General features: G+C 67.8%; 22 protein-coding genes. 12 read left to right on the top strand and 10 right to left on the bottom strand.

What is annotated here, in order from left to right:
• The first annotated feature begins 107 nt into the window (after positions 1-107).
• The 6 genes from ACZYRS_RS16975 to ACZYRS_RS16950 all read left to right on the top strand — a co-directional run bounded on the left by ACZYRS_RS16975 (position 108) and on the right by ACZYRS_RS16950 (position 4883).
• The gene (locus ACZYRS_RS16975) at positions 108-1184 is read left to right on the top strand and encodes an AraC family transcriptional regulator (protein WP_463420171.1); all 1077 of its coding nucleotides are present in this window, start codon (positions 108-110) and stop codon (positions 1182-1184) included.
• Positions 1185-1247: 63 nt separating this feature from the next.
• A complete protein-coding gene (locus ACZYRS_RS16970; protein ID WP_463420170.1) occupies positions 1248-2729 on the top strand; it encodes a protein adenylyltransferase SelO in 1482 nt (493 codons plus the stop codon).
• Positions 2726-3136, top strand: coding sequence for a peptide-methionine (R)-S-oxide reductase MsrB (msrB, locus tag ACZYRS_RS16965; RefSeq protein ID WP_463420169.1), 411 nt, complete (start codon positions 2726-2728; stop codon positions 3134-3136). The genes ACZYRS_RS16970 and msrB overlap by 4 nt, the downstream gene beginning before the upstream one ends.
• On the top strand, positions 3133-3672 hold the full coding sequence (locus tag ACZYRS_RS16960; protein WP_093432924.1) for a septation protein A: 540 nt from the start codon (positions 3133-3135) through the stop codon (positions 3670-3672). Before msrB ends, ACZYRS_RS16960 begins: the two co-directional genes overlap by 4 nt.
• Positions 3669-3947 (top strand): BolA family protein, encoded by a 279-nt coding sequence (locus ACZYRS_RS16955; protein WP_463420168.1) that lies wholly within the window; start codon positions 3669-3671, stop codon positions 3945-3947. The genes ACZYRS_RS16960 and ACZYRS_RS16955 overlap by 4 nt, the downstream gene beginning before the upstream one ends.
• Before the next feature lie 150 nt (positions 3948-4097).
• Complete coding sequence (locus ACZYRS_RS16950; RefSeq protein ID WP_198788541.1) at positions 4098-4883, top strand: peptidylprolyl isomerase; 786 nt, start codon at positions 4098-4100, stop codon at positions 4881-4883.
• Positions 4884-4947: 64 nt separating this feature from the next.
• On the opposite strand, the gene ACZYRS_RS16945 is transcribed toward ACZYRS_RS16950, so the two are convergent.
• Both ACZYRS_RS16945 and purL read right to left on the bottom strand, forming a co-directional pair.
• Positions 4948-5259: a hypothetical protein gene (locus tag ACZYRS_RS16945; RefSeq protein WP_463420167.1), complete on the bottom strand. Its 312-nt coding sequence runs from the start codon at positions 5257-5259 to the stop codon at positions 4948-4950.
• 15 nt (positions 5260-5274) lie between these two features.
• Positions 5275-9282 (bottom strand): phosphoribosylformylglycinamidine synthase, encoded by a 4008-nt coding sequence (gene purL / locus ACZYRS_RS16940; protein ID WP_463420166.1) that lies wholly within the window; start codon positions 9280-9282, stop codon positions 5275-5277.
• 117 nt (positions 9283-9399) lie between these two features.
• Between purL and map the strand changes: the two genes are divergently transcribed.
• Positions 9400-10224 (top strand): type I methionyl aminopeptidase, encoded by an 825-nt coding sequence (gene map / locus ACZYRS_RS16935; RefSeq protein ID WP_198788538.1) that lies wholly within the window; start codon positions 9400-9402, stop codon positions 10222-10224.
• Positions 10225-10249: 25 nt separating this feature from the next.
• Entirely contained in the window at positions 10250-12856 is a 2607-nt protein-coding gene (locus tag ACZYRS_RS16930) for a [protein-PII] uridylyltransferase (RefSeq protein WP_463420165.1), read from the top strand.
• Positions 12857-12870: 14 nt separating this feature from the next.
• On the opposite strand, the gene ACZYRS_RS16925 is transcribed toward ACZYRS_RS16930, so the two are convergent.
• Positions 12871-13203, bottom strand: a complete 333-nt coding sequence (locus ACZYRS_RS16925) for a hypothetical protein (protein ID WP_233102033.1) — start codon at positions 13201-13203, stop codon at positions 12871-12873.
• Between the two features lie 193 nt (positions 13204-13396).
• On the opposite strand from ACZYRS_RS16925, the gene ACZYRS_RS16920 reads away from it, so the two are divergent.
• From ACZYRS_RS16920 to ACZYRS_RS16910, 3 genes are read left to right on the top strand one after another with little or no spacing between them, the layout of a single operon-like run.
• Positions 13397-14080, top strand: a complete 684-nt coding sequence (locus ACZYRS_RS16920; protein ID WP_463420164.1) for an HAD family hydrolase — start codon at positions 13397-13399, stop codon at positions 14078-14080.
• On the top strand, positions 14077-15729 hold the full coding sequence (gene pgm, locus ACZYRS_RS16915) for a phosphoglucomutase (alpha-D-glucose-1,6-bisphosphate-dependent) (RefSeq protein ID WP_463420163.1): 1653 nt from the start codon (positions 14077-14079) through the stop codon (positions 15727-15729). Before ACZYRS_RS16920 ends, pgm begins: the two co-directional genes overlap by 4 nt.
• Positions 15730-15746: 17 nt before the next feature.
• Entirely contained in the window at positions 15747-16145 is a 399-nt protein-coding gene (locus ACZYRS_RS16910; protein ID WP_463420162.1) for a PPC domain-containing DNA-binding protein, read from the top strand.
• A gap of 17 nt (positions 16146-16162) precedes the next feature.
• Here the strand turns inward: ACZYRS_RS16910 and ACZYRS_RS16905 are convergent, their stop codons facing one another.
• The 3 genes from ACZYRS_RS16905 to ACZYRS_RS16895 are packed head-to-tail and all read right to left on the bottom strand — an operon-like array spanning position 16163 to position 19256.
• A complete protein-coding gene (locus tag ACZYRS_RS16905) occupies positions 16163-17221 on the bottom strand; it encodes an amino acid ABC transporter permease (RefSeq protein WP_463420161.1) in 1059 nt (352 codons plus the stop codon).
• The gene (locus ACZYRS_RS16900) at positions 17218-18219 is read right to left on the bottom strand and encodes an amino acid ABC transporter permease (protein ID WP_463420160.1); all 1002 of its coding nucleotides are present in this window, start codon (positions 18217-18219) and stop codon (positions 17218-17220) included. Before ACZYRS_RS16900 ends, ACZYRS_RS16905 begins: the two co-directional genes overlap by 4 nt.
• Complete coding sequence (locus ACZYRS_RS16895; protein WP_463420159.1) at positions 18216-19256, bottom strand: amino acid ABC transporter substrate-binding protein; 1041 nt, start codon at positions 19254-19256, stop codon at positions 18216-18218. The genes ACZYRS_RS16900 and ACZYRS_RS16895 overlap by 4 nt, the downstream gene beginning before the upstream one ends.
• A 155-nt stretch (positions 19257-19411) precedes the next feature.
• Between ACZYRS_RS16895 and ACZYRS_RS16890 the strand changes: the two genes are divergently transcribed.
• A complete protein-coding gene (locus ACZYRS_RS16890; RefSeq protein ID WP_198788529.1) occupies positions 19412-19801 on the top strand; it encodes a DoxX family protein in 390 nt (129 codons plus the stop codon).
• Between the two features lie 15 nt (positions 19802-19816).
• Here ACZYRS_RS16890 and def read toward each other — a convergent pair whose 3' ends face one another.
• From def to ACZYRS_RS16870, 4 genes are all read right to left on the bottom strand, one after another.
• Complete coding sequence (gene def, locus ACZYRS_RS16885) at positions 19817-20356, bottom strand: peptide deformylase (RefSeq protein ID WP_013541635.1); 540 nt, start codon at positions 20354-20356, stop codon at positions 19817-19819.
• 32 nt (positions 20357-20388) lie between these two features.
• Positions 20389-20832, bottom strand: coding sequence for a hypothetical protein (locus tag ACZYRS_RS16880; RefSeq protein WP_463420158.1), 444 nt, complete (start codon positions 20830-20832; stop codon positions 20389-20391).
• A 112-nt stretch (positions 20833-20944) separates the two neighbouring features.
• A complete protein-coding gene (ligA, locus tag ACZYRS_RS16875) occupies positions 20945-23035 on the bottom strand; it encodes an NAD-dependent DNA ligase LigA (RefSeq protein WP_463420157.1) in 2091 nt (696 codons plus the stop codon).
• A gap of 25 nt (positions 23036-23060) precedes the next feature.
• Complete coding sequence (locus tag ACZYRS_RS16870) at positions 23061-24161, bottom strand: cell division protein ZipA C-terminal FtsZ-binding domain-containing protein (RefSeq protein ID WP_463420156.1); 1101 nt, start codon at positions 24159-24161, stop codon at positions 23061-23063.
• Between the last annotated feature and the right edge of the window lie 3 nt (positions 24162-24164).

Raw genomic sequence — 24164 nt, 5'->3', positions numbered from 1 at the left:
TCCGGCAGCCATACTCCGGCCAGCCAGACCCGCCAGAAAATTCTAGGAACGGACCGCGCTTCCCCCGCTATCGCAAGCGAGCCAATTCAATGACTTCAGGAGCCTCCATGCCGCATGCACAGCGCCGGCCGCAACGCCGGCCGGGCTGCACACAGCAGCCGGAACTGCGGACCAGCTCGGCCGCCTGGCTCGAAGGCGTGCTCTCGATGTTCGAGGCCGAGGGCCTGGACGTGCCTTCGCTCTTGCGCGACGCGGGCTTCGACCCCGATTCGCTGCACCGCCAGAACGCACGCATCCCAGTCGACGAGATCTCCGTGCTCTGGCAACTGGCCGTGGCGCGCGCCGGCAAGCCCACGCTGGGCCTGCACCGCGAGTTGGCCGCCACGCACACCAAGCTGGGCACGGTCGGCCATGCCATGTCGTGCAGCGCGGACCTGGGCGAAGCGCTCACCCGGCTCACGCGCTACATGGCGGTGATCTCGGACGCGACCGCCTTTGCGATGCAGCCCGAGGCGCGCGGTTGCTGGCTGGTGATGGCGCACACGGGCGGCAGCCTGCCCATTCCGCGCCAGCGCGTGGAGTACGCGCTGCTGACCGTTCTCATGCAGTGCCGGTGGCTCACGCGGCGCGACCTGCAGCCGATGGCGCTGGAATTCGTCTACCCCGCGCCGGCCGACGACCGGCTGCACCGCGAGGCCTTCGGCTGCCCGATCCGCTACAACGCGCCCGCCAACCGCCTCCTGCTGTCGGCCGCCGACATGGCCATGCCGCTGCCCACCCACCACCCCGTGCTCGGCGAGATGCAGGAGCACCTGCTGGACGACCAGCTGACCTTGCTCGGCCAGACCACCACCAGCAGCCTGGTGTGCGCCGAGATCGCGCGCCGCCTGCAGCAGGGCGAGCCGCGCCGGCAGGACGTGGCCGCGGGCCTGGGCCTTGCGGAACGCACGCTGCAGCGGCGGCTGCAGGAGGAGTCGGTGTCGTTCCAGTCGCTGCTCGACCGCACCCGCCGCGAACTCGCGCAGCAGTACCTGGCGGAAGACCGCCACACGCTCACCGACGTGGCGGACATGCTCGGCTTCGTCGACAGCAGCAATTTCTTTCGGGCCTGCAAGCGCTGGTTCGGCCTGCCGCCGGCGCAGTACCGGGCGCGGATCTGGGACACGCCCGCGCTCGCCCACTGAGCCACGCCGGGCGACGATGGCCCGCGCGGCAAGGGGTTACGCCCGGTGCCGGACAATCGACGCATGAGCCTGCTTGCTGAAGACACGGACGTCGCGGACCTGGGATTGCGCTGGAAACCCGGTTTCGCGGCCCTCGGCCCCGCCTTTCTCACCCACCTGCGACCCACGCCCCTGCCCGACCCGTACTGGGTGGGCCACAGCGAATCGGTGGCGCGCGAGCTGGGGTTGCCGGCCGATTGGCGGCAATCGGACACCACGCTCGCGGCGCTGACCGGCAGCCTGCCGATTGCCGGCACCAATCCTTTTGCCACCGTCTACAGCGGGCACCAGTTCGGCGTGTGGGCCGGCCAGCTCGGCGACGGGCGGGCGATCATGCTGGGCGAGACCGAAGGCGGGCTCGAGGTGCAGCTCAAGGGCGCGGGCCGCACGCCCTACTCGCGCGGCGGCGACGGCCGCTCGGTGCTGCGCTCCAGCATCCGCGAATTCCTGTGCAGCGAGGCCATGCACGGCTTGGGCATTCCGACCACCCGCGCGCTCAGCGTGACCGGCTCCGACGCCCGCGTGTACCGCGAAGCGCCCGAGAGCGCCGCCGTCGTGGCCCGCGTGGCGCCCAGCTTCATCCGCTTCGGCCATTTCGAGCACTTCGCCGCCAACCAGCGCGAAGACGAACTTCGCGCCCTCGCCGACTACGTCATCGACCGCTACTACCCGGCCTGCCGCACCACCGAGCGCTTCCACGGCAACGCGTACGCCGCGTTTCTGGAAGCCGTGAGCGAGCGCACCGCCGCCCTGCTCGCGCAGTGGCAGGCCGTGGGCTTCTGCCATGGGGTGATGAACACCGACAACATGAGCATCCTCGGGCTCACCATCGACTACGGGCCGTTCCAGTTCCTCGACGGCTTCGATCCGCGCCACATCTGCAACCACAGCGACACCAGCGGCCGCTACGCCTTCAACCAGCAGCCGAACGTGGCGTACTGGAACCTCTTTTGTCTCGCGCAGGCGCTGCTGCCGCTGATCGGCGACCAGGAAGTCGCCGTCGCCGCGCTGGAGTCGTACAAGACGGTGTTCCCGAACGCCTTCGAGGCCCGCATGCGCGCCAAGCTCGGGCTGGCGGATGCGGCCGAGAGCGACCGCGCGCTGATCGAAGGCGTGCTCAAGCTGCTGGCCGCGGGCAAGGTCGACTACACGATCTTCTGGCGCCGCCTCTCGCAGTACATGGCCGACCGCAATGCCGAACCGGTGCGTGACCTGTTCCTGGACCGCGCCGGCTTCGATGCCTGGTTGCTCTCATTTTCAGAGCGCCACGCGCAGTCGGTGCGGGCCGATGCCGGGAGGTTGATGCTTCGATCGAACCCGAAATACGTGCTGCGGAACCACCTGGGCCAGCAAGCCATCGAAGCGGCTGCGCAAAAGGACTTCTCGGGTGTGGCAACCTTGCTCACGCTGCTCCAAACCCCATGTGAAGAACATCCCGGCGCCGACGCGTACGCCGGCTTCCCGCCCGACTGGGCTTCCACGATTGAAATCAGCTGCTCATCATGACCACTCCTGTTGAAAAAACCGACGCCGAATGGAAGGCCCTCCTCGCTGAAAAAGGCGCCGAGCCGGCCGCCTTCGAGGTGACCCGCCACGCCGCCACCGAGCGCCCCTTCACCGGCAAGTACGAAGCGCACTGGGACGACGGCACCTACCACTGCGTGTGCTGCGGCGCCAAGCTGTTCGAGTCGGGCACCAAGTTCGACGCCGGCTGCGGCTGGCCCAGCTTCTCGGAAGAAGCGGTGCCCGGCGCCATCAGGAACATCGTCGACCGCTCGCACGGCATGGTGCGCACCGAGAATGTCTGCGCCAATTGCGGCGCCCACCTGGGCCACGTGTTCCTCGACGGCCCCACCGAAACGGGCCTGCGCTACTGCATGAACTCGGCGTCGCTCGATTTCCAGAAAAAATGAAACTGATCCTCGACTTCTTCCCGATCCTGCTGTTCTTCGGCGCCTACAAGCTCGGCGACATCTACACCGCCACCGGCGTGCTGATGGCCGCCACGGTGGTGCAGATGGCCATCATCTATGCGATGGAGCGCAAGCTCCAGGCGATGCAGAAGGCCACGCTGGTGCTGATCCTCCTGTTCGGCACGCTCACGCTGGTGCTGCACGACGACCGCTTCATCAAGTGGAAGCCCACCGTGCTCTACGGCGCGATGGCGATCGCGCTGGCCGTGGCGCTCTGGGCGCTGAAGAAGAACTTCCTGAAGATGCTGCTGGGCTCGCAGCTGGAACTGCCCGACCGCATCTGGGGCCGCCTGAACGTGGCGTGGATCGGCTACTGCCTCTTCATGGCGCTCATCAACGGCTACGTGGCGGCGTACTTCACCACCGAAGCCTGGGTCAACTTCAAGCTCTGGGGCTATGTGTTCCCGATCGTCTTCCTGGTGGCGCAGGGCCTGTACATCGCGCCGCACCTGAAAGAAGACAAGCCGACCGCATGACGAGCACGACCATTCCCCTTCCGACCGTGGCCGCGCTCGAAGCGGCGCTGCGCGAGGCGCTGGCCCCCACGCAGCTCGAAGTGATCGACGAAAGCGCCGCGCACGCCGGTCACGCAGGCGCCAATGCAGAGGGTTACGGCACCCATTTCCGGGTCCGCATCGCCTCCCCGAAGTTCGACGGCAAGCCCCGCGTGGCGCGGCATCGGCTTGTGTATGATGCCCTCCAGGTTTTTATCGCACAGGGTCTGCACGCCATCGCCATCGAGGTGCTCTGAGTCGTCCGTACTGGTTGAATGGGGTTGCACGCGGCCTTCGCCGCGATGCCCCAGCCGTCGTTCCTCTCCCCTTCTTGTTCGCCTCTCTCCGCTTTCCTTCACGCGCCTTTTCCTACACGCGCATTTCCTCTCCAGCCTGATATTCATTCCATGAAAAAACACATCTTGCAGGCCGTAGCGGCCGCAGCGCTGATCGGTGCCATTCCCATGGCGGCTCTGGCGCAGAACGCAGCCATCGTGAACGGCAAGCCGGTGCCCAAGGCCCGCATGGACGTCCTGGCCCAGCAACTGGCCGCCGCGGGCCGCCCGGTGACGCCCGAGATGCAAAGCCAGCTGCGCGAAGAAATCGTGGCCCGCGAAGTGTTCATGCAGGAAGCGCAAAAGCAAGGCCTCGATGCCAACGAGGACTACAAGAACCAGCTCGAGCTCGCCCGCCAGGCCATCCTGATCCGCGCGCTGTTCGACAACTACCGCAAGACCAACCCGATCTCCGACGCCGACGTGAAGGCCGAGTACGACAAGTTCGTCGCGGCCAATGGCGGCAAGGAATACAAGGCCCGCCACATCTTGGTGGAGACCGAAGACCAGGCCAAGAAGATCCTGGCCGACCTGAAGAAGGGCGGCAAGTTCGAAGACATCGCCAAGAAGCAGAGCAAGGACCCGGGATCGGGCGCCAACGGCGGCGACCTGGACTGGGCCAACCCGGCGAACTTCGTGCCCGAGTTCTCCGAAGCGATGATCAAGCTCAAGAAGGGCGAGACCACCCCCGCGCCCATCAAGACGCAGTTCGGCTATCACATCATCCGCGTGGACGACATCCGCCAGGCGCAACTGCCGAAGCTGGAAGAAGTGAAGCCGCAGGTCACGCAGCAGCTGCAACAACAGCGCCTGCAGAAGTACCAGGAAGAACTGCGCGCGAAGGCCAAAGTCGAGTAAGTCGATCCAGCCAGAGAAAAAGCGGCCCATGGGCCGCTTTTTTCATGGGCGTCTTTTCTCTTTTCTAGATGGCCCAGGTGCCGAAGTTGTCGCCCGGCCCATCCAGCGCCGTGAATGCCTGCCACGCCTTGTCGGCATCGGCGCCCTGCACTGCGCGGCCCAACGCGTCGAGCGTGCGGTAGATCTTTTTCGAGGCGCCGAAGTGCGCGGCATTGAGCGCTTCGAGCTGCGGGATCAGCGTCTGCAGGATCTGCGTGCGCGCCGGCGGAGCGACGGCTGCATCCTCGCGCCATGCGAGGAGCAGCTTGCGGACCAGGTCCTCGATGCGCGCCGCCTCCAGCACATGCCGGCTTTGCGGGTGATCGAGGTCCAGCATGGGCCGTGGGCCGGGTCAGCCCACCCAGCGGCGCGCGTTGCGCCAGATCTGCATCCAGGGGCTCAGTTCGCTCCGGTCGCCCGGCGTCCAGCTCATCTGGATGTTGCGGAACACGCGCTCGGGGTGCGGCATCACGGCGGTGAAGCGGCCGTCCGGCGTCGTCACCGAGGTCAAGCCGCCTGCGCTGCCGTTCGGGTTGAACGGGTACTGCTCGGTCGCGTTGCCGTGGTTGTCCACGAAGCGCATCGCCGCGATGGCCTTGGCCGCGTCGCCGCGATGCTTGAAGTTCGCATAGCCCTCGCCGTGCGCCACCGCGATCGGCAGGCGGCTGCCGGCCATGCCTGCGAAGAAGAGGCTCGGCGATTCGAGCACCTCGACCATCGACAGGCGCGCCTCGAAGCGCTCGCTCTGGTTGGTGGTGAAGCGCGGCCAGGCTTCGGCGCCGGGAATGATGTCGGCCAGCTCGGCGAACATCTGGCAGCCGTTGCATACGCCGAGGCCGAAGGTGTCTTCGCGGCCGAAGAAGGCCTTGAACTGTGCGGCCAGCTTCGGGTTGAAGGTGATGCTGCGCGCCCAGCCGATGCCCGCGCCCAGCGTGTCGCCGTAGCTGAAGCCGCCGCAGGCGACCACGCCCTTGAAATTGGCCAAGTCCGCCCTGCCCGTCTGCAGGTCGGTCATGTGCACGTCGTAGGCCTCGAAGCCCGCCTCGGTGAACGCATAAGCCATCTCGACATGCGAGTTGACGCCCTGCTCCCGCAGGATCGCGACCTTGGGGCGCGATTGCAGGATGGCCGGCGCCGCAGGCTGAGCGTTCGGCAAAAACACATGCACGCCCGGGTCCGAGGGCTCGCCGGCCGCCGCGTGCTCGGCGTCGGCGCAGACCGGGTTGTCGCGCTCGCGGGCGATCTTCCAGCTGACCGAGTCCCAGACCTGATGCAGGTCGTGCAGCGAGGCGCTGAACACCGACTTGGCATCGCGCCAGACTTCGAGCTTGCCCTTGCCCGCATCCATGGTCGAGCTGGCCGGGCGCGTCTTGCCGACGAAATGGCTGTGTGCGCTCAGGCCGTGCGCGCGCAGCACCTGCATCACGTCGTTGCGCTCGGCCGTGCGCACCTGCAGCACCATGCCGAGTTCTTCGTTGAACAGCGCCTTGAGCGTGAGCTCCTCGCGCCGCGCGCTCACCTGCTGCGCCCAGTTCTTGGCGTCGCCGGTTTCCATGCGGCTGTCGGAGATGCCGTCGCCTTCGGTGACCAGCATGTCCACGTTGAGCGCCACGCCGACGTGGCCGGCGAAGGCCATTTCGCAGGCGGTGGCGAACAGGCCGCCGTCGCTGCGGTCGTGCATCGCGAGGATCTTGCCGTCTGCGCGCAGGGCGTTCACGGCGTTGACCAGCGCGACCAGTTGCGCCGGGTCGTCCAGGTCGGGCACCGTGTCGCCGCTCTGGCCGAGCGTCTGCGAAAGGATGCTGCCGGCCATCCGGTGCTGGCCACGGCCCAGGTCGATCAGCACGAGCGTGGTGTCGGCTTCTTCGGCATCCAGCTGCGGCGTGAGCGTGCCGCGCACGTCGGCCAGCGACGCGAAGGCGGTGACGATCAGGCTCACGGGCGAGGTGACCTTCTTGGCCTCGTCGCCGTCCTTCCACTGCGTGCGCATCGACAGCGAATCCTTGCCGACCGGAATAGACACGCCCAGCGCCGGACACAGTTCCAGGCCCACGGCCTTGACGGTCTCGTACAGCGCGGCATCTTCGCCGGGCTCCCCGCAGGCGGCCATCCAGTTGGCCGAGAGCTTGACGCGCGAGAGTTCGATCGGCGCGGCCAGCAGGTTGGTGATGGCCTCGGCCACGGCCATGCGGCCCGAGGCCGGCGCATCGAGCGCGGCCAGCGGCGTGCGCTCGCCCATGCTCATGGCCTCGCCGGCAAAGCCCTTGTAGTCGGCCAGCGTCACGGCGCAATCGGCCACGGGCACCTGCCACGGGCCGACCATCTGGTCGCGGTGGCTCATGCCGCCCACGGTGCGGTCGCCGATGGTGATGAGGAAGCGCTTGGAGGCCACGGTCGGATGCGCGAGCACCTCGATGGCCGCCTTCTGCAGATCGACGCCCGTGAGGTCGAGCGGCTTGAAGGTGCGTGCGACGGTCTTCACGTCGCGGTGCATCTTGGGCGGCTTGCCGAGCAGCACGTCCATCGGCATATCCACCGGCTGCACCGCGGCGCCTTCATCGGCCACCAGCAGCTGGCGTTCTTCGGTCGCCACGCCGACCACCGAGAACGGGCAGCGCTCGCGCTCGCAGAAGGCCTTGAACTGCGCGAGCGATTCCGGCGCGATGGCCAGCACGTAGCGCTCCTGGCTTTCGTTGCACCAGATTTCCTTGGGCGCCATGCCCGACTCCTCGAGCGGCACCGCGCGCAGGTCGAAGCGTGCGCCGCGGCCGGCGTCGTTGGTCAGCTCGGGGAAGGCATTGCTCAGGCCGCCCGCGCCCACGTCGTGGATCGCAAGGATCGGGTTGGCCGCGCCCTGCTGCCAGCAGTGGTTGATGACCTCCTGCGCGCGGCGCTCGATTTCGGGGTTGCCGCGCTGCACCGAGTCGAAGTCGAGCTCGGCCGCATTGGCGCCGGTGGCCATCGAGCTGGCGGCGCTGCCGCCCATGCCGATGCGCATCCCGGGGCCGCCCAGCTGGATCAGCAACGAGCCGGCCGGGAATTGGATCTTCTTGGTCTGCGTGGCGTCGATGCTGCCCAGGCCGCCCGCGATCATGATGGGCTTGTGGTAGCCGCGCTGCACGGTGTCGAGGTCGCTCGCGACCGCTTGCTCGTATTCGCGGAAGTAGCCCAGCAGGTTGGGCCGGCCGAATTCGTTGTTGAACGCGGCGCCGCCCAGCGGCCCCTCGGTCATGATCTGCAGCGGGCTGGCGATGTGCTCGGGCTTGCCGTAGTGGCCTTCTTCCGGCCAGAGCTTCGACACCGTGAAGCCGGTCAGCCCCGCCTTGGGCTTGGAGCCGCGGCCGGTGGCGCCTTCGTCGCGGATCTCGCCGCCCGCGCCGGTCGAGGCGCCGGGGAACGGCGAAATCGCGGTCGGGTGGTTGTGCGTCTCGACCTTCATCAGCACATGGCTCAGGGTGCTCTCTTTTTGATAGCTCTGCGAGCCGTCGGCCGGAATGAAGCGCTCGATGGTCGCGCCTTCCATCACCGAGGCGTTGTCCGCATAGGCGATCACCGTGTGCTGCGGGTTTTGCTTCTCGGTGTGGCGGATCATCGAGAACAGGCTCTGGGGCTGCGCCTTGCCGTCGATGGTGAACTGGGCGTTGAAGATCTTGTGGCGGCAGTGCTCGCTGTTGGCCTGCGCGAACATCATCAGTTCGACGTCGCTGGGGTTGCGCCCGAGGCGCGTGAAGGCTTCGACGAGGTAGTCGATCTCGTCCTCGGCCAGTGCCAGGCCGAAGCCCGTGTTGGCGGCCACCAGCGCCTCGCGGCCGCCCTTTTGCACATCGACCTGCGCCATCGGCTGGGCCGGCAGTTCGCTGAAGAGGCTGGCCGCCTGCTCGACGGTGGCGAGCACCGATTCGGTCATGCGGTCGTGCAGCGGGCCGGCCACTCCAGCGAGCGTGTCGCCCTCGATGACGGGCGCCTTGCCGATCAGCGGCGCCTTGAGCTTGAGGTGATATTGCGTGACGCGTTCGACCCGGCGCAGCGCCAGGCCGCAGTTGTGGGCGATGTCGGTGGCCTTGGAGGCCCAGGGCGAGACGGTGCCCAGGCGCGGCGTGACGACCACCGAGGTGCCCGCCTTGGCCGGCGCCTCGAAGGGCTCGCCGTAGGTCAAAAGCGCGGCGAAGCGGTCGCGGCCGGCCGCGTCGAGTGCGGCGTCGGTGACCACCAGGTGCACGAAACGGGCCGAAATGCCCTCGATGCGCGGCTCGATGGCTTGCAGCTTGGGCAGCAGCTGCCGCGCGCGGAAATCGCTGAGCGCGCTGCCGCCCTCGAACAGGGTTACGACGGGAAGGGCTTGAGGTGCGGGCTGCGTCACGGTCGATGTGGGGCCTCGGGGGCCGCGTTGGAGATCAAGAATCGAGGCGGATGGCCGCTGACTGGGGGCATCCGCGTTAACCCGGAATTTTAGCTTGGTGGATGGGATAATTCCGGCATGAGCATTACCTACAAAGACGCTGCAGGCATCGAAGCCATGCGCGTCGCCTGCCGCCTCGGCTCCGAGGTGCTGGACTACCTCACGCCCTTCATCAAGCCCGGCATCACGACCAACGACGTGGACCGGCTGGCCGCCGAATACATGGTCAAGCAGGGCACCACCTCGGCCACGGTGGGCTACATGGGCGCCAGCAGCGTCCCGTTCCCCAAGTCGCTCTGCACCTCGGTGAACCACGTGGTGTGCCACGGCATCCCGAACGACAAGCCCCTGAAGAAGGGCGACATCATGAATGTCGACGTCACCGTCATCAAGGACGGCTGGTTCGGCGACAACAGCCGCATGTTCGTGATCGGCGACGCCTCCATCGCCGCCAAGCGCCTGTGCAGCATCACCTTCGAGGCCATGTGGCACGGCATCCTGCAGGTGCGCCCCGGCGCCCACCTGGGCGACGTGGGCCATGCGATCCAGAAGTTCGCCGAAGGCCAGGGCTTCTCGATCGTGCGCGAGTTCTGCGGGCACGGCGTGGGCCAGCGCTTTCACGAGGAGCCCCAGGTGCTGCACTACGGCCGCCCGGGCACCATGGAAGAGCTCAAGCCCGGCATGATCTTCACCATCGAGCCGATGATCAACGCCGGCAAGCGCGACGTGAAGGAAGACTTCAAGGGCGGCCAGTACGACGGCTGGACCATCGTCACGCGCGACCACTCGCTGTCGGCCCAGTGGGAGCACACGGTGCTGGTCACCGAGACCGGCTACGAGGTGCTGACCCTGTCGGAAGGCAGCCCGCCGCTGCCCTCCTTCGTCACTTCGACCAAGACCTGACGCGCCCCGAGCGCGCTCCCCGGCCGTGATCGAAGCAGCCAAGATCGACGTGGCGACGCTGCGCGAAGCCTATCGCGCGAAGAAGCTCGCCCTCTTCGACACCCTGCGCTTTGCGCGCGCCCCCACCCGCAGCGTGCACACGGTGCTGCGCCAGCTCTCGGCGCTGGCCGACCAGACGCTGTGCAGCCTGTGGCATGAAGCCAATTTCGGCGATTCGCTCACGCTGGCGGCTGTCGGCGGTTTCGGGCGCGGCGAGCTGTTTCCGTATTCCGACGTCGACGTGCTTCTGCTGCTGCCGCCCGAAGGCCACGAGAGCGAGATCGATCCGGCCCGCATCGAGGCCTTCATCGGCCACTGCTGGGACGCGGGCCTGGAAATCGGCTCCAGCGTGCGCACCGTGGACGAGTGCCTGGCCGAGGCCGAGAAAGACGTCACCGTCCAGACCTCGCTGCTCGAGGCGCGGCTGATCGCGGGCAACAAGAAGCTCTTCGTCGCCTTTCGCCGCCGCTTCACGCGCGCCATCGATCCGCAGGCCTTCTTCGTGGCCAAGTCGCAGGAGATGCGGCACCGCCACCAGAAATTCGACAACACGCCCTACGCGCTGGAGCCCAACTGCAAGGAATCGCCGGGCGGCCTGCGCGACCTGCAGACCATTCTCTGGATGACCAAGGCGGCCGGCTACGGCAGCCGCTGGGACGACCTGGCCAAGAACGGCCTGGCCACCTCCTTCGAGGCGCAGCAGATCAAGCGCAACGAGGCGCTGCTCTCGCTCATTCGCGCCCGCCTGCACGTGATCGCCAACCGGCGCGAAGACCGCCTCGTGTTCGACCTGCAGACCGCCGTGGCCGCCAGCTTCGGCTACGAAAGCGAATCGCAGCGCAAGTCCAGCGAAGCGCTCATGCGGCGCTACTACTGGGCCGCCAAGGCGGTGTCGCAGCTCAACCAGATCCTGCTGCTCAACATCTCCGAGCGGCTGCAGCCGAGCGACGAGCAGCACACGCCGATCAACGAGCGCTTCTACGAGCGCGCCGGCCTCATCGAGATCGCGAGCGACGACCTCTATGAGCGCGAGCCGCATGCGGTGCTCGAGACCTTCCTGCTCTACCAGAAGACCATCGGCGTGAAGGGCCTGTCGGCGCGCACGCTGCGCGCGCTCTACAACGCGCGCCACGTGATGGACAGCAAGTTCCGCAACGACCCGGTCAACCACGAGACCTTCATGCGGATCCTGCTGCAGCCCTACGGCATCACGCATGCCTTCCGGCTGATGAACCAGACCTCGGTGCTGGGGCGGTACCTGCGCGTGTTCCGCAGCATCGTGGGGCAGATGCAGCACGACCTGTTCCACGTGTACACGGTGGACCAGCACATCCTGATGGTGCTGCGCAACGTGCGGCGCTTCTTCATCGCCGAGCATGCGCACGAATACCCGTTCTGCTCGCAGCTCGCAGCCGGCTGGGACAAGCCGTGGATCCTGTACGTGGCCGCTCTCTTCCACGACATCGCCAAGGGCCGCGGCGGCGACCACTCCACGCTCGGCGCGCGCGACGTGCAGCGCTTCTGCAAGCAGCACGGCATCGCGCGCGAAGATTCCAGGCTCATCGAATTCCTCGTGGCCGAGCATCTGGTGATGAGCCAGGTGGCCCAGAAGCAGGACCTGAGCGACCCCGAGGTGATCGGCGCCTTCGCCAAGCGCGTGGGCAACGAGCGCTACCTCACCGCCCTGTACCTGCTGACCATCGCCGACATCCGCGGCACCTCGCCGCGCGTGTGGAATGCGTGGAAAGGCAAGCTGCTCGAAGACCTGTACCGCTACACGCTGCGCGCCCTGGGCGGCCGCATGCCCGACCCGGACGCCGAGGTCGAATCGCGCAAGCGCGAGGCGCTGGTGCAGCTGGCCCTGCACGCCCAGCGCTTCGAGGCGCACAAGGCGCTGTGGGACACGCTGGACGTCGGCTATTTCATGCGCCACGACGCCACCGAAATCGCCTGGCACGCCAAGCAGCTCTCGCGCTTCGTGCCGCCGCCGAACGTGCCGGTCGACCCGAAGGCGCCGCCCATCGTGCGCGCGCACCTCTCGCCGGTGGGCGAAGGCCTGCAGGTGGTGGTCTACACGCCCGACCAGCCCGACCTGTTCGCGCGCATCTGCGGCTACTTCGACCAGTCGTCGTTCAGCATCCTGGATGCCAAGGTGCACACCACGAGCAATGGCTACGCGCTGGACACCTTCCAGGTCGTGACCACCTTCCTGCCGGACCATTACCGCGACCTCATCAGCATGGTCGAGTCGGGCCTCGCGCAAACGCTCACCGAAGCGGGCGCCCTGCCCCCGCCGAGCATGGGGCGGGTGTCGCGCCGGGTGCGCAGTTTTCCGATCAAGCCGCGCATCAGCCTCCTGCCCGACGACAAGGCGCAGCGCTGGCTGCTCAACATCTCGGCGAGCGACCGCGCGGGTCTCCTGTATTCGGTGGCGCGGGTGCTGGCGCGCCATCACCTCAACCTGCAGCTCGCCAAGGTCACGACCCTGGGCGAGCGCGTGGAAGACACCTTCCTCATCAGCGGCCCCGAGCTCCAGGGCCAGAAGACGCAGCTCGCGATCGAGACCGAACTGATGGAAGCGCTGGCCTCCTGACCCGATCCGCGGTTTCAGCCGCAGTAGGCGCCGACGATGCGGCCGGTGGGCTCGACCTGCAGGTTCAGGCGAGTGGCGTCTTGCGCGGGGCTCGCCGTTTCCGTCGACGGCACGGTGCGGGCCGTCTTGGCGCCCGCGCGCTGCATCATTTCCTGCAGCAACGCCTGGCTCGCCTGCAACCCGAGCCCGAAGCGCACGGCCGCGGCCTGGCAGGCTTCGGGCGGCGGCGCGAAGCTCGGCGGCTCGGGCACCTCGGAGGTCAGCGGGCGGTCCTTCGGCGGGGCCGCGCAGCCCGCAAGCATCAGGGCCACCGCCGACAGGCACAACCAGCTTCGACCATTCTTCATGCGCATACTTTCTTGCTCCTTGAAACTGGGTGGAAGCTTAGTCGCCAAAAACGACACGCCGCGCACAGGTTAAGCCAGCGATACGCAAAGCATCAACTAATTCACGAAGGGTATCGGTGCTGCCTTTTCGATGGCGTATCCTGAAACCGATGCATGCAGCTCCGGCCAACTCCTGCTCAATGGGCGCCCCCTCATGACACAGCACCCTGACACCGTTTTCCTGGTCGACGTCGACAACACCCTGCTCGACAACGACGGCGTCGTCGGCGACCTGCGCGCCCACCTCGCGCAAGCCTTCGGCACCGAGAGCGCCAACCGCTACTGGGCCGCCTTCGAGACACTGCGCAACGAACTCGGCTACGTCGATTACCTGGGCGCATTGCAGCGCTACCGGGCCGAGGAAAGCAAGCGCGGCATGAGCGATTCGCGGCTGCTGCTGATGTCGGGCTTTCTCATCGACTATCCCTTCGCCGACCGCCTGTATCCCGGTGCGCTCGAGGCACTGAAGCATCTGCGCCGCCACGGCCCCACGGTGATCCTGTCCGACGGCGACGTGGTGTTCCAGCCGCGCAAGGTGCAGCGCTCGGGCCTGTGGGACGCGGTCGAGGGCCGCGTGCTGATCTACGTGCACAAGGAGCAGATGCTCGACACCATCGAGGAGTGCCACCCCGCGGCGCACTACGTGATGGTGGACGACAAGCTGCGCCTGCTCTCGGCCATGAAGGCGATCTGGGGGCCGCGGCTCACCACCGTCTTCGTGCGGCAAGGCCACTACGCGCTCGATGCGCAGGCCATTGCCGCCTACGCGCCCGCCGACCTCACCATCGAACGCATCGGCGACCTCATTCAACTCGACGACTGGCCACCCAAGAAATGAGTCAAAAAACCAATCCCCTCGCGGGCCAACCCGCGCCCCTCGAACTGCTGGTGAACGTGCCGCGCCTGATCTCGGCGTACTACACGGGCCGGCCCGATCCGTCGGTGCCCGCGCAGCGCGTGGCCTTCGGCACCTCGGGCCACCGCGGCTCGTCGTTCGACGACGCGTTCAACGAATGGCACGTGCTGGCGATCAGCCAGGCCATCTGCGATTACCGCAAGCAGAAGGGCATCGACGGCCCGCTGTTCCTCGGCATCGACACGCATGCCCTTTCCACGCCGGCCTTCAACAGCGCGGTCGAAGTGCTGGCCGCCAACGGCGTCGAGCTGATGCTCTCGAAGGACGACGAGTACACGCCGACGCCGGCCGTCTCGCACGCGATCCTGGTCTACAACCGCGGCCGCACCACGGGCCTGGCCGACGGCATCGTCATCACGCCCTCGCACAACCCGCCCGAGAGCGGCGGCTTCAAGTACAACCCGCCGAACGGCGGCCCGGCCGGCACCGACATCACCTCCGCCGTCGAAGCGGCCGCCAACAAGATGCTGGCGAACCAGCTCCAAGGCGTGAAGCGCATGCCGCTCGCGCAGGCGCTGAAAGCCTCCACCACGCACCGGCACGACTACCTGAACACCTACGTCGAAGACCTCGCGCAGGTGCTCGACATGGACGCGATCCGCGGCGTGCAGATCGACCTGGGCGTCGATCCGCTCGGCGGCGCCGGCGTGCACTACTGGCCGGCCATTGCCGAGCGCTACAAGCTGCAGCGCCTCACGGTGCTGAACCAGGAGGTCGACCCGACCTTCCGCTTCATGTCACTCGACTGGGACGGCCGCATCCGCATGGACCCGTCGTCGCCCGACGCGATGCACAAGCTGATCGCGCTGAAGGACCGCTTCGGCATTGCCTTCGCCTGCGACACCGACCACGACCGCCACGGCGTGGTCACGCGCAGCGCGGGCCTGATGCAGCCGAACAGCTACCTCGCGGTGATGATCGACTACCTCTACACGCACCGCCCGCAATGGCCGGCGGCTGCGGCCGTCGGCAAGACGGTGGTGAGCAGCCAGATGATCGACCGCGTCACGGCGCGGCTCGGGCGCAAGCTCTACGAAGTGCCGGTGGGCTTCAAGTGGTTCGTCGACGGCCTGGTCGAAGGGTCGCTCGGCTTCGGCGGCGAGGAAAGCGCTGGCGCGACCTTCCTGCGCCACGACGGCTCGGCATGGACCACCGACAAGGACGGCATGGTGCCCGCCCTGCTCTCGGCCGAGATCGCCGCGCGCACCGGGCGCGACCCCGGCGAGCGCTATGCAGAACTGACGCAGGCGCTCGGGCAGCCGGTGTCCGACCGCGTGGATGCGGCGGCGACGGTCGAGCAGAAAAAGAAGTTGTCGAACCTCTCGCCGCAGCAGGTCAGTTCGACCGAGCTGGCGGGCGACAAGATCGAGGCCGTGCTGAGCCATGCGCCCGGCAATGGCGCGGCCATCGGCGGCGTGAAGGTCGTCACCGCCAACGGCTGGTTCGCGGCACGCCCCTCGGGCACGGAGAACATCTACAAGGTGTACGGCGAGAGCTTCAAGGGTGCGGAGCACCTCGCGCGCATCCTCGAAGAGGCGCAGCAGCTGGTGGACAAGGCGCTGTCGAGCTGAAGCCAAAGCAGCCGGCCATGGAAGCCCACGCGCTGCGATTGAATCCGGGTGATGACCTGCGCGGCGCGCTCGACGCGGCGCTGAAGCAGCGTGGCGCCGAAGCGGCTTTCGTGGTCTCTGGCATCGGCAGCCTCCGCGGCGCGCGCATCCGGTATGCCGGGGTGGAAAGCGCTGCAGTGCTCGAAGGCGATCTTGAAATCCTCACGCTGTCCGGCACGCTTTCGCCGGACGGCGCTCATTTGCACATCAGCGTGTCGGATGCGGCGGGCCAGGTGCGCGGCGGCCATGTCGCGCCGGGCTGCACGGTGCGCACCACCGCCGAAATCCTGATCGCGTGGCTGCCCGAATGGCGCTTCGCCCGGGGGCACGATCCGGCGACCGGCTACCCCGAACTGGTGCCGCGCGCCAAGCCTTGACGCCGCGCCGGCGCCGCTCAGGTCGGCGCGCTCGCGAGCCTGCGCTCCAGCCACACGCTGTAGCGCGAGAGCCCGAAGCACAGCACCCAGTACACGGCCGCGATGAAGAGATAGCCCTCCAGGTAGAACGGCCGCCAGACCGGGTCGCCGCCGAGCGCGAGGCCCAGCGCGCCGGTCAGCTCGAAGAGGCCCACGACGGTGACGAGCGAGGTGTCCTTCAGCGTGCCGACCACGCTGTTGGTGAGCGCCGGCACGACCAGGCGCAGGGCCTGCGGCAGCACGATGTCGCGCTGCACCGGCCAGCGGCCGAAGCCCAGCGCCATCGCCACCTCGGTCTGCCCTCGCGGCACGGCCTGCAGGCCGCCGCGGATGATCTCGGCCAGATAGGCCGCGACGAACAGCGTGAGGCCCGCGAGCACGCGCACCAGCACGTCCGGCTGCCAGCCCGCCGGCCACAGCAGCGGCAGCAGGAACGACGCCATGAACAGCACCGAGATCAGCGGCACGCCGCGCACCAGCTCGATGTAGCTCGCGCTCAGCGTGCGGACCACCGGCCAGCCCGAACGGCGGCCCAGCGCGAGCAGCAGTGCGAGCGGAAAAGCCAGCGCCAGTCCCACGACCGCGAGCCCGATGGTCAGCGGCAAGCCGCCCCAGCGGCTCGTCGGTACATGGTTCAAGCCCATGACGCCGCCGCGCATCAGCAGCACGAACAGCAGCAGCGCGACGACCCAGAGCGGCACCAGCCACCAGCGCCAGCTGCGCGGCCAGGCGCTCAGCACGGTGACGGCGGACAGCACGACCACCGCGACGGCAGGGCGCCATTGCTCTTCATAAGGAAAGCGCCCGAACAGCATCGGCCGCCACTTCTCGGCCACGACGCCCCAGCAGGCGCCGTGCTGCACCGCGCGGCAGGCATCGGCATCGGCGCGGAACACCGCGTGCACCACGGCCCAGTCGACGATGTGAAAGCCGATCCACGCGAGCACCGCGATCAGCAGCACCGTCGCCAGCGCGCGCAGCGGCGAACCCCAGAGTTCGCGGCGCCAGGCGATCGGGCCTTGCGCGACATTCCTCATCGCCACCCCCGCAATGCGACGCGCGCGTTGTAGCGGTTCATGCCAAAGGAGATCGCGAGCGACAGCAGCAGGTACACCGCCATGATGATCGCGATGCACTCGAAGGCGCGGCCGTTCGAGCCGATGGTGGTGTTGGCGACCGACACCAGCTCCGGATAGCCCACGGCCACCGCGAGCGACGAATTCTTCACGAGGCTGAGCAGCTGGTTGGTGAGCGAAGGCACGATCACCCGCAGCGCCTGCGGCAGGATCACGATGCGCAGCTGCTGCACCGACGACAGGCCCAGCGCCTGCCCGGCCAGCACCTGCCCCTGCGAGACCGATAGGATGCCGGCACGCACGATCTCCGCGACGAACGCGGCCGAATAGAACGACAGGCCCGCGACGATGGTCACGTATTCGGGGCTCAGCGCCGCGCCGCCGCTCACGCCGAAATCGCCGCGCTCGGGCCACTCGAAATGCGTGGGCCACCAGCCGCCCTCGCCCGCCACGGGCCACGGCACGCTGAGCCCGCCCTTGCTGAGCCACACGCCCGGCAAGAGGCGCACCGGCTCGGTCGGGTCGGGCAGCAGGTTGGCCATCGCGAAGGCCAGCATCAGCAGTTGCACCAGCAGCGGCACGTTGCGCAGCAGCTCGACGTAGGCGGTGCAGATGCCGCGCAGCAGCACATGCGGCGCGAGCCGGCCGATGCCGATCAGCGTGCCGAGGACGACCGAGAAGATCGCAGCAGGAACCGCCGCCCGCACCGTGTTGATCAGGCCTGCGAGGAAGGCGCGCCAGAACGGCTGGCTGGCGTCGAAATCGAGCCAGCCCTCGCTGATCGAGAAGCCCGCGGGCTCGGTGAGAAAGTCGAAGCCGGAGCGAACGCCGCGTGCGCGCAGCACCTCGAGCGCGTGGTGCACCACCCAGAAGGCGCCGGCCACGACGGCCAGCACCAGCAGCGCCTGGACGGTCCAGGCCAGCCAGGCGCCACGGCGCGAGGCGCCCTCACGGCTCATCGCACAGGTGGTGCGTAGATGAGACCGCCCTTGCTCCACAGGTTGTTGGAGCCACGCGGCAGCTTGAGCACCGACTTCGGCCCGACGTTGCGCTCGAACACCTCACCGTAGTTGCCCACGGCCTTGATCGCGCGGAACGACCAGTCCTTGTCCAGGCCCAGCAGCTTGCCCAGGTCTTCGCCGGTGCCGACCAGGCGTTGCTGCGCCGGGTCCTTGCTGCTCGCCTTGAGCGCGTCGGCGTTGGCCTGCGTGACGCCGGCCTCCTCGGCCTCGATGAGCGCGTTGGGCACCCACTTGGCAATGGCGAACCATTCGTCGTCGCCGCGGCGCACCAGCGGCGCGAGCGGCTCCTTGGAGATCAGCTCGGGCAGGATGACGTAGTCGTCGGGGTTCGGCGCTTCCTTGTTGCGCAGGCCCGCGAGCGCCGAGGCGTCGGTCGTGAAGGCCTGGCAGCGGCCCGAGAAGAAGGCCTTGAAGGAGGCCTCGAAGCTCTCGAAGACGACCGTCTTCACCGGGATGTTCTGCGCGCGGAAGTAGTCGGAAACGTTCTTCTCGTTGGTCGTGCCCGACTGCGTGCAGATGGTGGCGTTCTTGAGTTGCTTGGCGCTCGTCACCTTCAGCTTCTTCGGCACCAGGAAACCCTGGCCGTCGTAGTAGGTGATGGTGGTGAAGTTGAAGCCGAGCGAGGCGTCGCGCGTGAGCGTCCAGGTGGTGTTGCGCGCGAGGATGTCGATCTCGCCGGCCTGCAGGGCCGAGAAGCGCTGCTGCGAATTGAGGGGCACGAAGTCGACCTTCTTCGCATCGCCGAGCACGGCCGCCGCGATGGCGCGGCAGGTGTCGACGTCCAGGCCCGACCAGTTGCCCTGGGTGTCCGGCGCGGAGAAGCCGGCCACGCCGTTGGTCACGCCGCACTTGACGGTGCCGCGCTGCTTGACCGCATCGAGCGTCTTGCCCGCGAAGGCCGGCGCTGCGGCGGCCAGGGCGACCAGGGAGGCGGCGGCGATCAGTGCCGGGCGGAATCGGTTCTGGTTTTTCATGGGTGCGTTTCTCCTCAACAGACAACGAAAGGCAGTGTACGGGGCGTCGCGCGGCCGCGCCAAAGAAGGGTCGGTTGGATGCATATGCCAAATCCAGCGGCAATACCGCAATACCATACGGCCCTTTATCAACTCTCCCGAACAGGAATCACACAATGTTCAAGTCCGACGACACCGGCAAGCTCGTTCTGCGCCTCGCGCTGGGCATCCTCATCCTGCTGCACGGCGTGGCCAAGATCACCAAGGGCGTCGACGGCATCGGCGGCATGCTGGCCTCGCACGGCCTGCCGGCGTTCCTGGCGTATGGGGTCTATGTCGGTGAGATCCTGGCGCCCGCGCTGCTGATCGTCGGCCTGTTCACGCGGCCGGCCGCGGTGATCGTGGCGATCAACATGCTGGTGGCGATCTGGCTGGTGCACCGCAAGGACTTGGGCGCGATCAACGGCCAGGGCGGCTGGGCGCTGGAACTGCAGGGCATGTTCCTGTTCGCGGCGATCTCGCTGGCCTTCACGGGCGGCGGCCGCTTCGGCCTGAGCAACAGGTAACGACAGAGCCTTCGCTCAGTCGTCGTCCGCTGCATCGAGGCCCGGGAACAGGACCTCGGTGTAGCCGAAGCGCGAGAAATCGCGCACCCGCATCGGGTAAAGCTTGCCCAGCAGGTGATCGACTTCATGCTGCACCACGCGCGCGTGGAACCCGCTGGCGACCCGGTCGATCGGGTCGCCGTACGGATCGAAGCCGGTATAGCGGATGTTGGCGAAACGCGGCACCACGCCGCGCAGGCCCGGCACCGAGAGACACCCTTCCCAGCCCTCTTCCTCGTCCTCGCCGATGGGCGTAATGACGGGATTCAGCAGCACGGTGCGGGGCACCGGCGGCGCGTCGGGATAGCGCGGGTTGACGATGTCGGTGCCGAAGATCACGAGCTGCTGGTCCACGCCGATCTGCGGGGCAGCGAGGCCGGCGCCGTTGACCGCATGCATGGTCTCGAACATGTCGCGCACCAGGAGGTGCAGCTCGTCGGTGTCGAAAGCGGCGACCGGCTGCGCGATGCGCAGCAGCCGGGGGTCGCCCATCTTGAGTATTTCGCGAATGGCCATCGCGCGATTATCGCGACAGGCTCAGACCATCGTCACGGGATGCCGCCGGGGTTGTTCTTCGAGTCCGGCGAGGTCCACAGCCGCGCGCGGCCCTGGGGCATCTGTTGCGGACGCGAGGGCGTGATGCCCGGAACGCCGCCACCGGCGGAGGGTGGGCGGGCACCGCCACCCCAGTTGCCCGGCGGACGCCCGGCCGGATAGCCCGGTCGCACCGCGGGGTAGCCCGGTCGCACAGCCGGATAGCCGGGCCGACCGTAGTAAGGGCGACGGTCGTAATAGCGGCCACGCTCGTAATAGCCACCGCCCTGGATGTAGACCGGTGCCGGCGAAACGACGACTGGCGATGGATCGGAGTAATAAGGCTCCGAGTAACCGCCACCCGAGTAATACGGATCGCCCGGAACCGCAACGCAGCCCGTCAGCAGCGCGAGGCCACCGAGGGCAATGCTGGCACCAAGAACGCGAATTTTTTGCATGAGGGGCTCCTTGTTGGCCTTCAGTTTTCTTTCAACGTCAGGTTGTAGACCCTGTTGACTGCGCTGCGATGAAGCTGCGTAACGGCCGGTAAAGAGGCTTATCGCCGAACCTTCACTCTGTAGCGGTGACGCCGTTCTCCAGAATCTCCAGCATACGCGCCTCGTCGATCACGGTCACCCCGATTTCGCGGGCCTTGTCGAGCTTGCTGCCGGCATCTTCGCCGGCCACGAGGTAGTGGGTCTTCTTGCTGACGGAACCGGCGACCTTTGCGCCGGCTGCCTCCAATTTATCCTTCGCCTCGTCACGGCCCAGCGTAGGAAGGGTACCGGTGATCACGAAGGTCAGGCCCGCCAACGGCTTGGGCGCACGGGCCGCGGGCTCGCCCTCTTCCCAGGTCAGGCCGCAGGCGCGCAGCTGCTCGACGACCTCTCGGTTGTGCGGCTGGTCGAAGAAGGTGCGCAGGCTCTGCGCCACCACCGGGCCCACGTCGTTGACCTCGAGCAGGTGCTCCTCGGTCGCGTCCATGATGGCGTCCAGCTTGCCGAAATGCTTGGCCAGGTCCTTCGCGGTGCTCTCGCCCACATGCCGGATGCCCAGGCCGAAGAGAAAGCGCGGCAGCGTGGTTTTCTTGGAGGCCTCGAGCGCGTCGACGAGGTTCTTGGCCGACTTCTCGGCCATGCGGTCCAGGCCCGCGAGCGTGGTGAATCCGAGCTTGTAGAGATCGGGCAAGGTGCGGATGAGGTTGGCGTCCACCAACTGCTCGACCAGCTTGTCGCCCAGCCCGTCGACATCGACCGCGCGCCGCGCCGCGAAGTGCAGGATGGCCTCCTTGCGCTGGGCCGCGCAGAACAGGCCGCCGGTGCAGCGGTAGTCGACCTCTTCCTCTTCGCGCACCGCGTCCGAGCCGCACACGGGGCACTGGTGCGGCATGGTGAAGACCGGGCCGCGTTCGCCCTCGGGCTTGGCAAGGCTCTCGGGCACCACGCCGACCACTTCGGGAATCACGTCGCCCGCGCGGCGCACGATGACCGTGTCGCCCACGCGCACGTCCTTGCGGCGGGCCTCGTCCTCGTTGTGCAGCGTGGCGTTGGTCACGGTCACGCCGCCGACGAACACCGGCGCGAGCTTGGCCACCGGCGTGAGCTTGCCGGTGCGGCCGACCTGGATCTCGATGCCGAGCACTTCGGTCAGTTGCTCCTGCGCCGGGTACTTGTGCGCCACGGCCCAGCGCGGCTCGCGCGAGACGAAACCCAGTTGCCGTTGCAGCTCGACGCTGTCGACCTTGTAGACCACGCCATCGATGTCGTAGGGCAAGGCATCGCGCTGGCGGCCGATGTTCTCGTGGAACGCGATCAGCTCGATGGCGCCGGTGGCCCGCGCGGTCTGCGTTGCCACGGGAAACCCCCAGGCATGGAATTGCTGCAGCCAATCGAACTGCGTCGGACAATCCGGCCCGCCTTCCGCGGCCGGCGTGACTTCGCCGAGGCCGTAGGCAAAGAAGCTCAGCGGCCGTGCCGCGGCGATCGCCGGATCGAGTTGCCGCACCGCGCCCGCCGCCGCATTGCGCGGATTGACGAACACCTTCTCGTTCTTCTGGCCGGCCGCGATCTTCTCGCGCTGGCGCTCGTTGAGCGCATCGAAATCGGCGCGCTTCATGTAGACCTCGCCGCGCACCTCGACCACGGGCGGCGCCTTGCCGTTCAATCGCAGCGGAATCTCGCGCACCGTGCGGATGTTCTGCGTGACCTCTTCGCCGACTTCGCCATCGCCGCGCGTGGCGGCCTGCACCAGCACGCCGTTCTCGTAGCGCAGGTTCATGGCGAGGCCGTCGAACTTGAGTTCGCACACGTACGAGACCTGCGGCCCGTCTTCGGGCAGGCCCAGTTCCTTGCGCACACGCGCATCGAAGGCGCTCGCGCCGCCGGGCGTGATGTCGGTCTCGGTGCGGATCGACAGCATCGGCACCTTGTGGCGCACCTTGGTGAAGCCGTCCAGCACCTTGCCACCCACGCGCTGCGTCGGCGAATCGGGCGTGCGCAGATCGGGGAATTCCGTCTCCAGCGCCTGCAGGCGCTGGAACAGCTTGTCGTACTCGGCGTCGGGCACCGCGGGCGCGTCGAGCACGTAGTAGAGGTGGGCGTGCTTGTGAAGCTGTTCGCTCAGTGCGGCGGCTTCGCGTGCCGCTTCGTCGCGCGTCGTCATGTGGGTGTCTCCCGAAAAAACCGGATCAGCTGAAGAGTCGGCGGGCCAGCGGCGAGCCGGCCGCGAGGTCGCGCGCATCGAGCGTGTCGTAGAGCTGCTCGAGGTCGCTGCCGATGACGTCCATCGTCTCGTCGCGCAGCAGCTGGCCGTCGCTGTCGGTCACCACGCCGTCCATCTCGCGCGCGAGCGTGGCGGCGGCCTCACGCATGCGGCGGAACGGCTCTTCGGCGCGGTCGACCTGCGGCACGTCCAGGCTCAGGCTGAGCTCGCGGATGGCCGACTGCGCCGGGTCGTCGGCCAGCGCGGCCTGTGTGTCGAAGGCAAGACCGAGGATCGGCGGCAAGCCGACTTCGCCGGTCGGCAGCACCATGCGCCCCGGGATGATGCCGGCCACGAAACCGAGCCGCGCGGCGTTCTGCTGCACGTAGCCCGGGCTCCAGGCCGCGTGCAGCGCGCGCAGCACGAATCCCAGCTGCGCATCGTGCGCGCTCGCGAACTGGTCGAGCTCGCGGGCCCGCGCCACTTCGTCGAGCATCTCGGGAAATTCGGGCGAGCCGTTGACCGCATCGGCAAAAGCCTGCGCCTTGACCACGAATTCGGAGTACTCGATCTCGTTGAGCGCGCCCGTGCGGTTGGCCAGCTGCACGCCGACCTGGAACGCGCTGTAGCGCTGCCCCGCGACCGGCGGCTCCCATTGGCCCGTGTGCTCGTTGAGCCCCTCGATCGCAACTGGCTTGCTGCCCGCGCGCCGCGTTGGCGGCATGGCCGCGATGGCCGCGTCGCCCGATGCGAGGCCGTCCAGCGACACCGGCGCGATCACGTCGATCAGCGGATCGAGCCCGCCGCGCCGTTCGCCGGTGGCCACGGGAACACCGCTGGGCGCCGGCAGGTCAGGGTCGAACAGGGGCTCGTGGCGGTCGTGCGCCGAGAGCTGGTTCGGATCGACGTGCAGCATCGGCTCCACGCCGTCGCCCGACGACATCGAGCGCTCCACATCGGCCAGCGCGGTGTCCACCGCGTCCGGCTGGCGCGGCGCGTTGCGGCGCGACATGAAGGTTTCGTAGCCAACGACGGCCGCGAGAACGAGGCCTCCGAGAATGGAGAGTGCGAGGGTGAGGTTGCTCATGCG

This window comes from Variovorax sp. AC194 (genome assembly GCF_979257995.1).
The sequence above is the reverse complement of the archived record's forward strand: the minus strand, read 5'-3'. Positions and strand labels throughout refer to the sequence as shown.

Coding starts and splice junctions, on each gene's coding strand:
- ACZYRS_RS16905 (WP_463420161.1), bottom strand. CDS start 17,221: ATGAGGAATGTCGCGCAAGGCCCGATCGCCTGGCGCCGCGAACTCTGG.
- ACZYRS_RS16895 (WP_463420159.1), bottom strand. CDS start 19,256: ATGAAAAACCAGAACCGATTCCGCCCGGCACTGATCGCCGCCGCCTCC.
- ACZYRS_RS16880 (WP_463420158.1), bottom strand. CDS start 20,832: ATGCAAAAAATTCGCGTTCTTGGTGCCAGCATTGCCCTCGGTGGCCTC.
- ACZYRS_RS16890 (WP_198788529.1), top strand. CDS start 19,412: ATGTTCAAGTCCGACGACACCGGCAAGCTCGTTCTGCGCCTCGCGCTG.
- ACZYRS_RS16910 (WP_463420162.1), top strand. CDS start 15,747: ATGGAAGCCCACGCGCTGCGATTGAATCCGGGTGATGACCTGCGCGGC.
- ACZYRS_RS16975 (WP_463420171.1), top strand. CDS start 108: ATGCCGCATGCACAGCGCCGGCCGCAACGCCGGCCGGGCTGCACACAG.
- ACZYRS_RS16920 (WP_463420164.1), top strand. CDS start 13,397: ATGACACAGCACCCTGACACCGTTTTCCTGGTCGACGTCGACAACACC.
- map (WP_198788538.1), top strand. CDS start 9,400: ATGAGCATTACCTACAAAGACGCTGCAGGCATCGAAGCCATGCGCGTC.
- ACZYRS_RS16950 (WP_198788541.1), top strand. CDS start 4,098: ATGAAAAAACACATCTTGCAGGCCGTAGCGGCCGCAGCGCTGATCGGT.
- ACZYRS_RS16960 (WP_093432924.1), top strand. CDS start 3,133: ATGAAACTGATCCTCGACTTCTTCCCGATCCTGCTGTTCTTCGGCGCC.
- ACZYRS_RS16900 (WP_463420160.1), bottom strand. CDS start 18,219: ATGAGCCGTGAGGGCGCCTCGCGCCGTGGCGCCTGGCTGGCCTGGACC.
- msrB (WP_463420169.1), top strand. CDS start 2,726: ATGACCACTCCTGTTGAAAAAACCGACGCCGAATGGAAGGCCCTCCTC.
- def (WP_013541635.1), bottom strand. CDS start 20,356: ATGGCCATTCGCGAAATACTCAAGATGGGCGACCCCCGGCTGCTGCGC.
- pgm (WP_463420163.1), top strand. CDS start 14,077: ATGAGTCAAAAAACCAATCCCCTCGCGGGCCAACCCGCGCCCCTCGAA.
- ACZYRS_RS16870 (WP_463420156.1), bottom strand. CDS start 24,161: ATGAGCAACCTCACCCTCGCACTCTCCATTCTCGGAGGCCTCGTTCTC.
- ACZYRS_RS16970 (WP_463420170.1), top strand. CDS start 1,248: ATGAGCCTGCTTGCTGAAGACACGGACGTCGCGGACCTGGGATTGCGC.
- ligA (WP_463420157.1), bottom strand. CDS start 23,035: ATGACGACGCGCGACGAAGCGGCACGCGAAGCCGCCGCACTGAGCGAA.
- ACZYRS_RS16945 (WP_463420167.1), bottom strand. CDS start 5,259: ATGCTGGACCTCGATCACCCGCAAAGCCGGCATGTGCTGGAGGCGGCG.
- ACZYRS_RS16955 (WP_463420168.1), top strand. CDS start 3,669: ATGACGAGCACGACCATTCCCCTTCCGACCGTGGCCGCGCTCGAAGCG.
- ACZYRS_RS16925 (WP_233102033.1), bottom strand. CDS start 13,203: ATGAAGAATGGTCGAAGCTGGTTGTGCCTGTCGGCGGTGGCCCTGATG.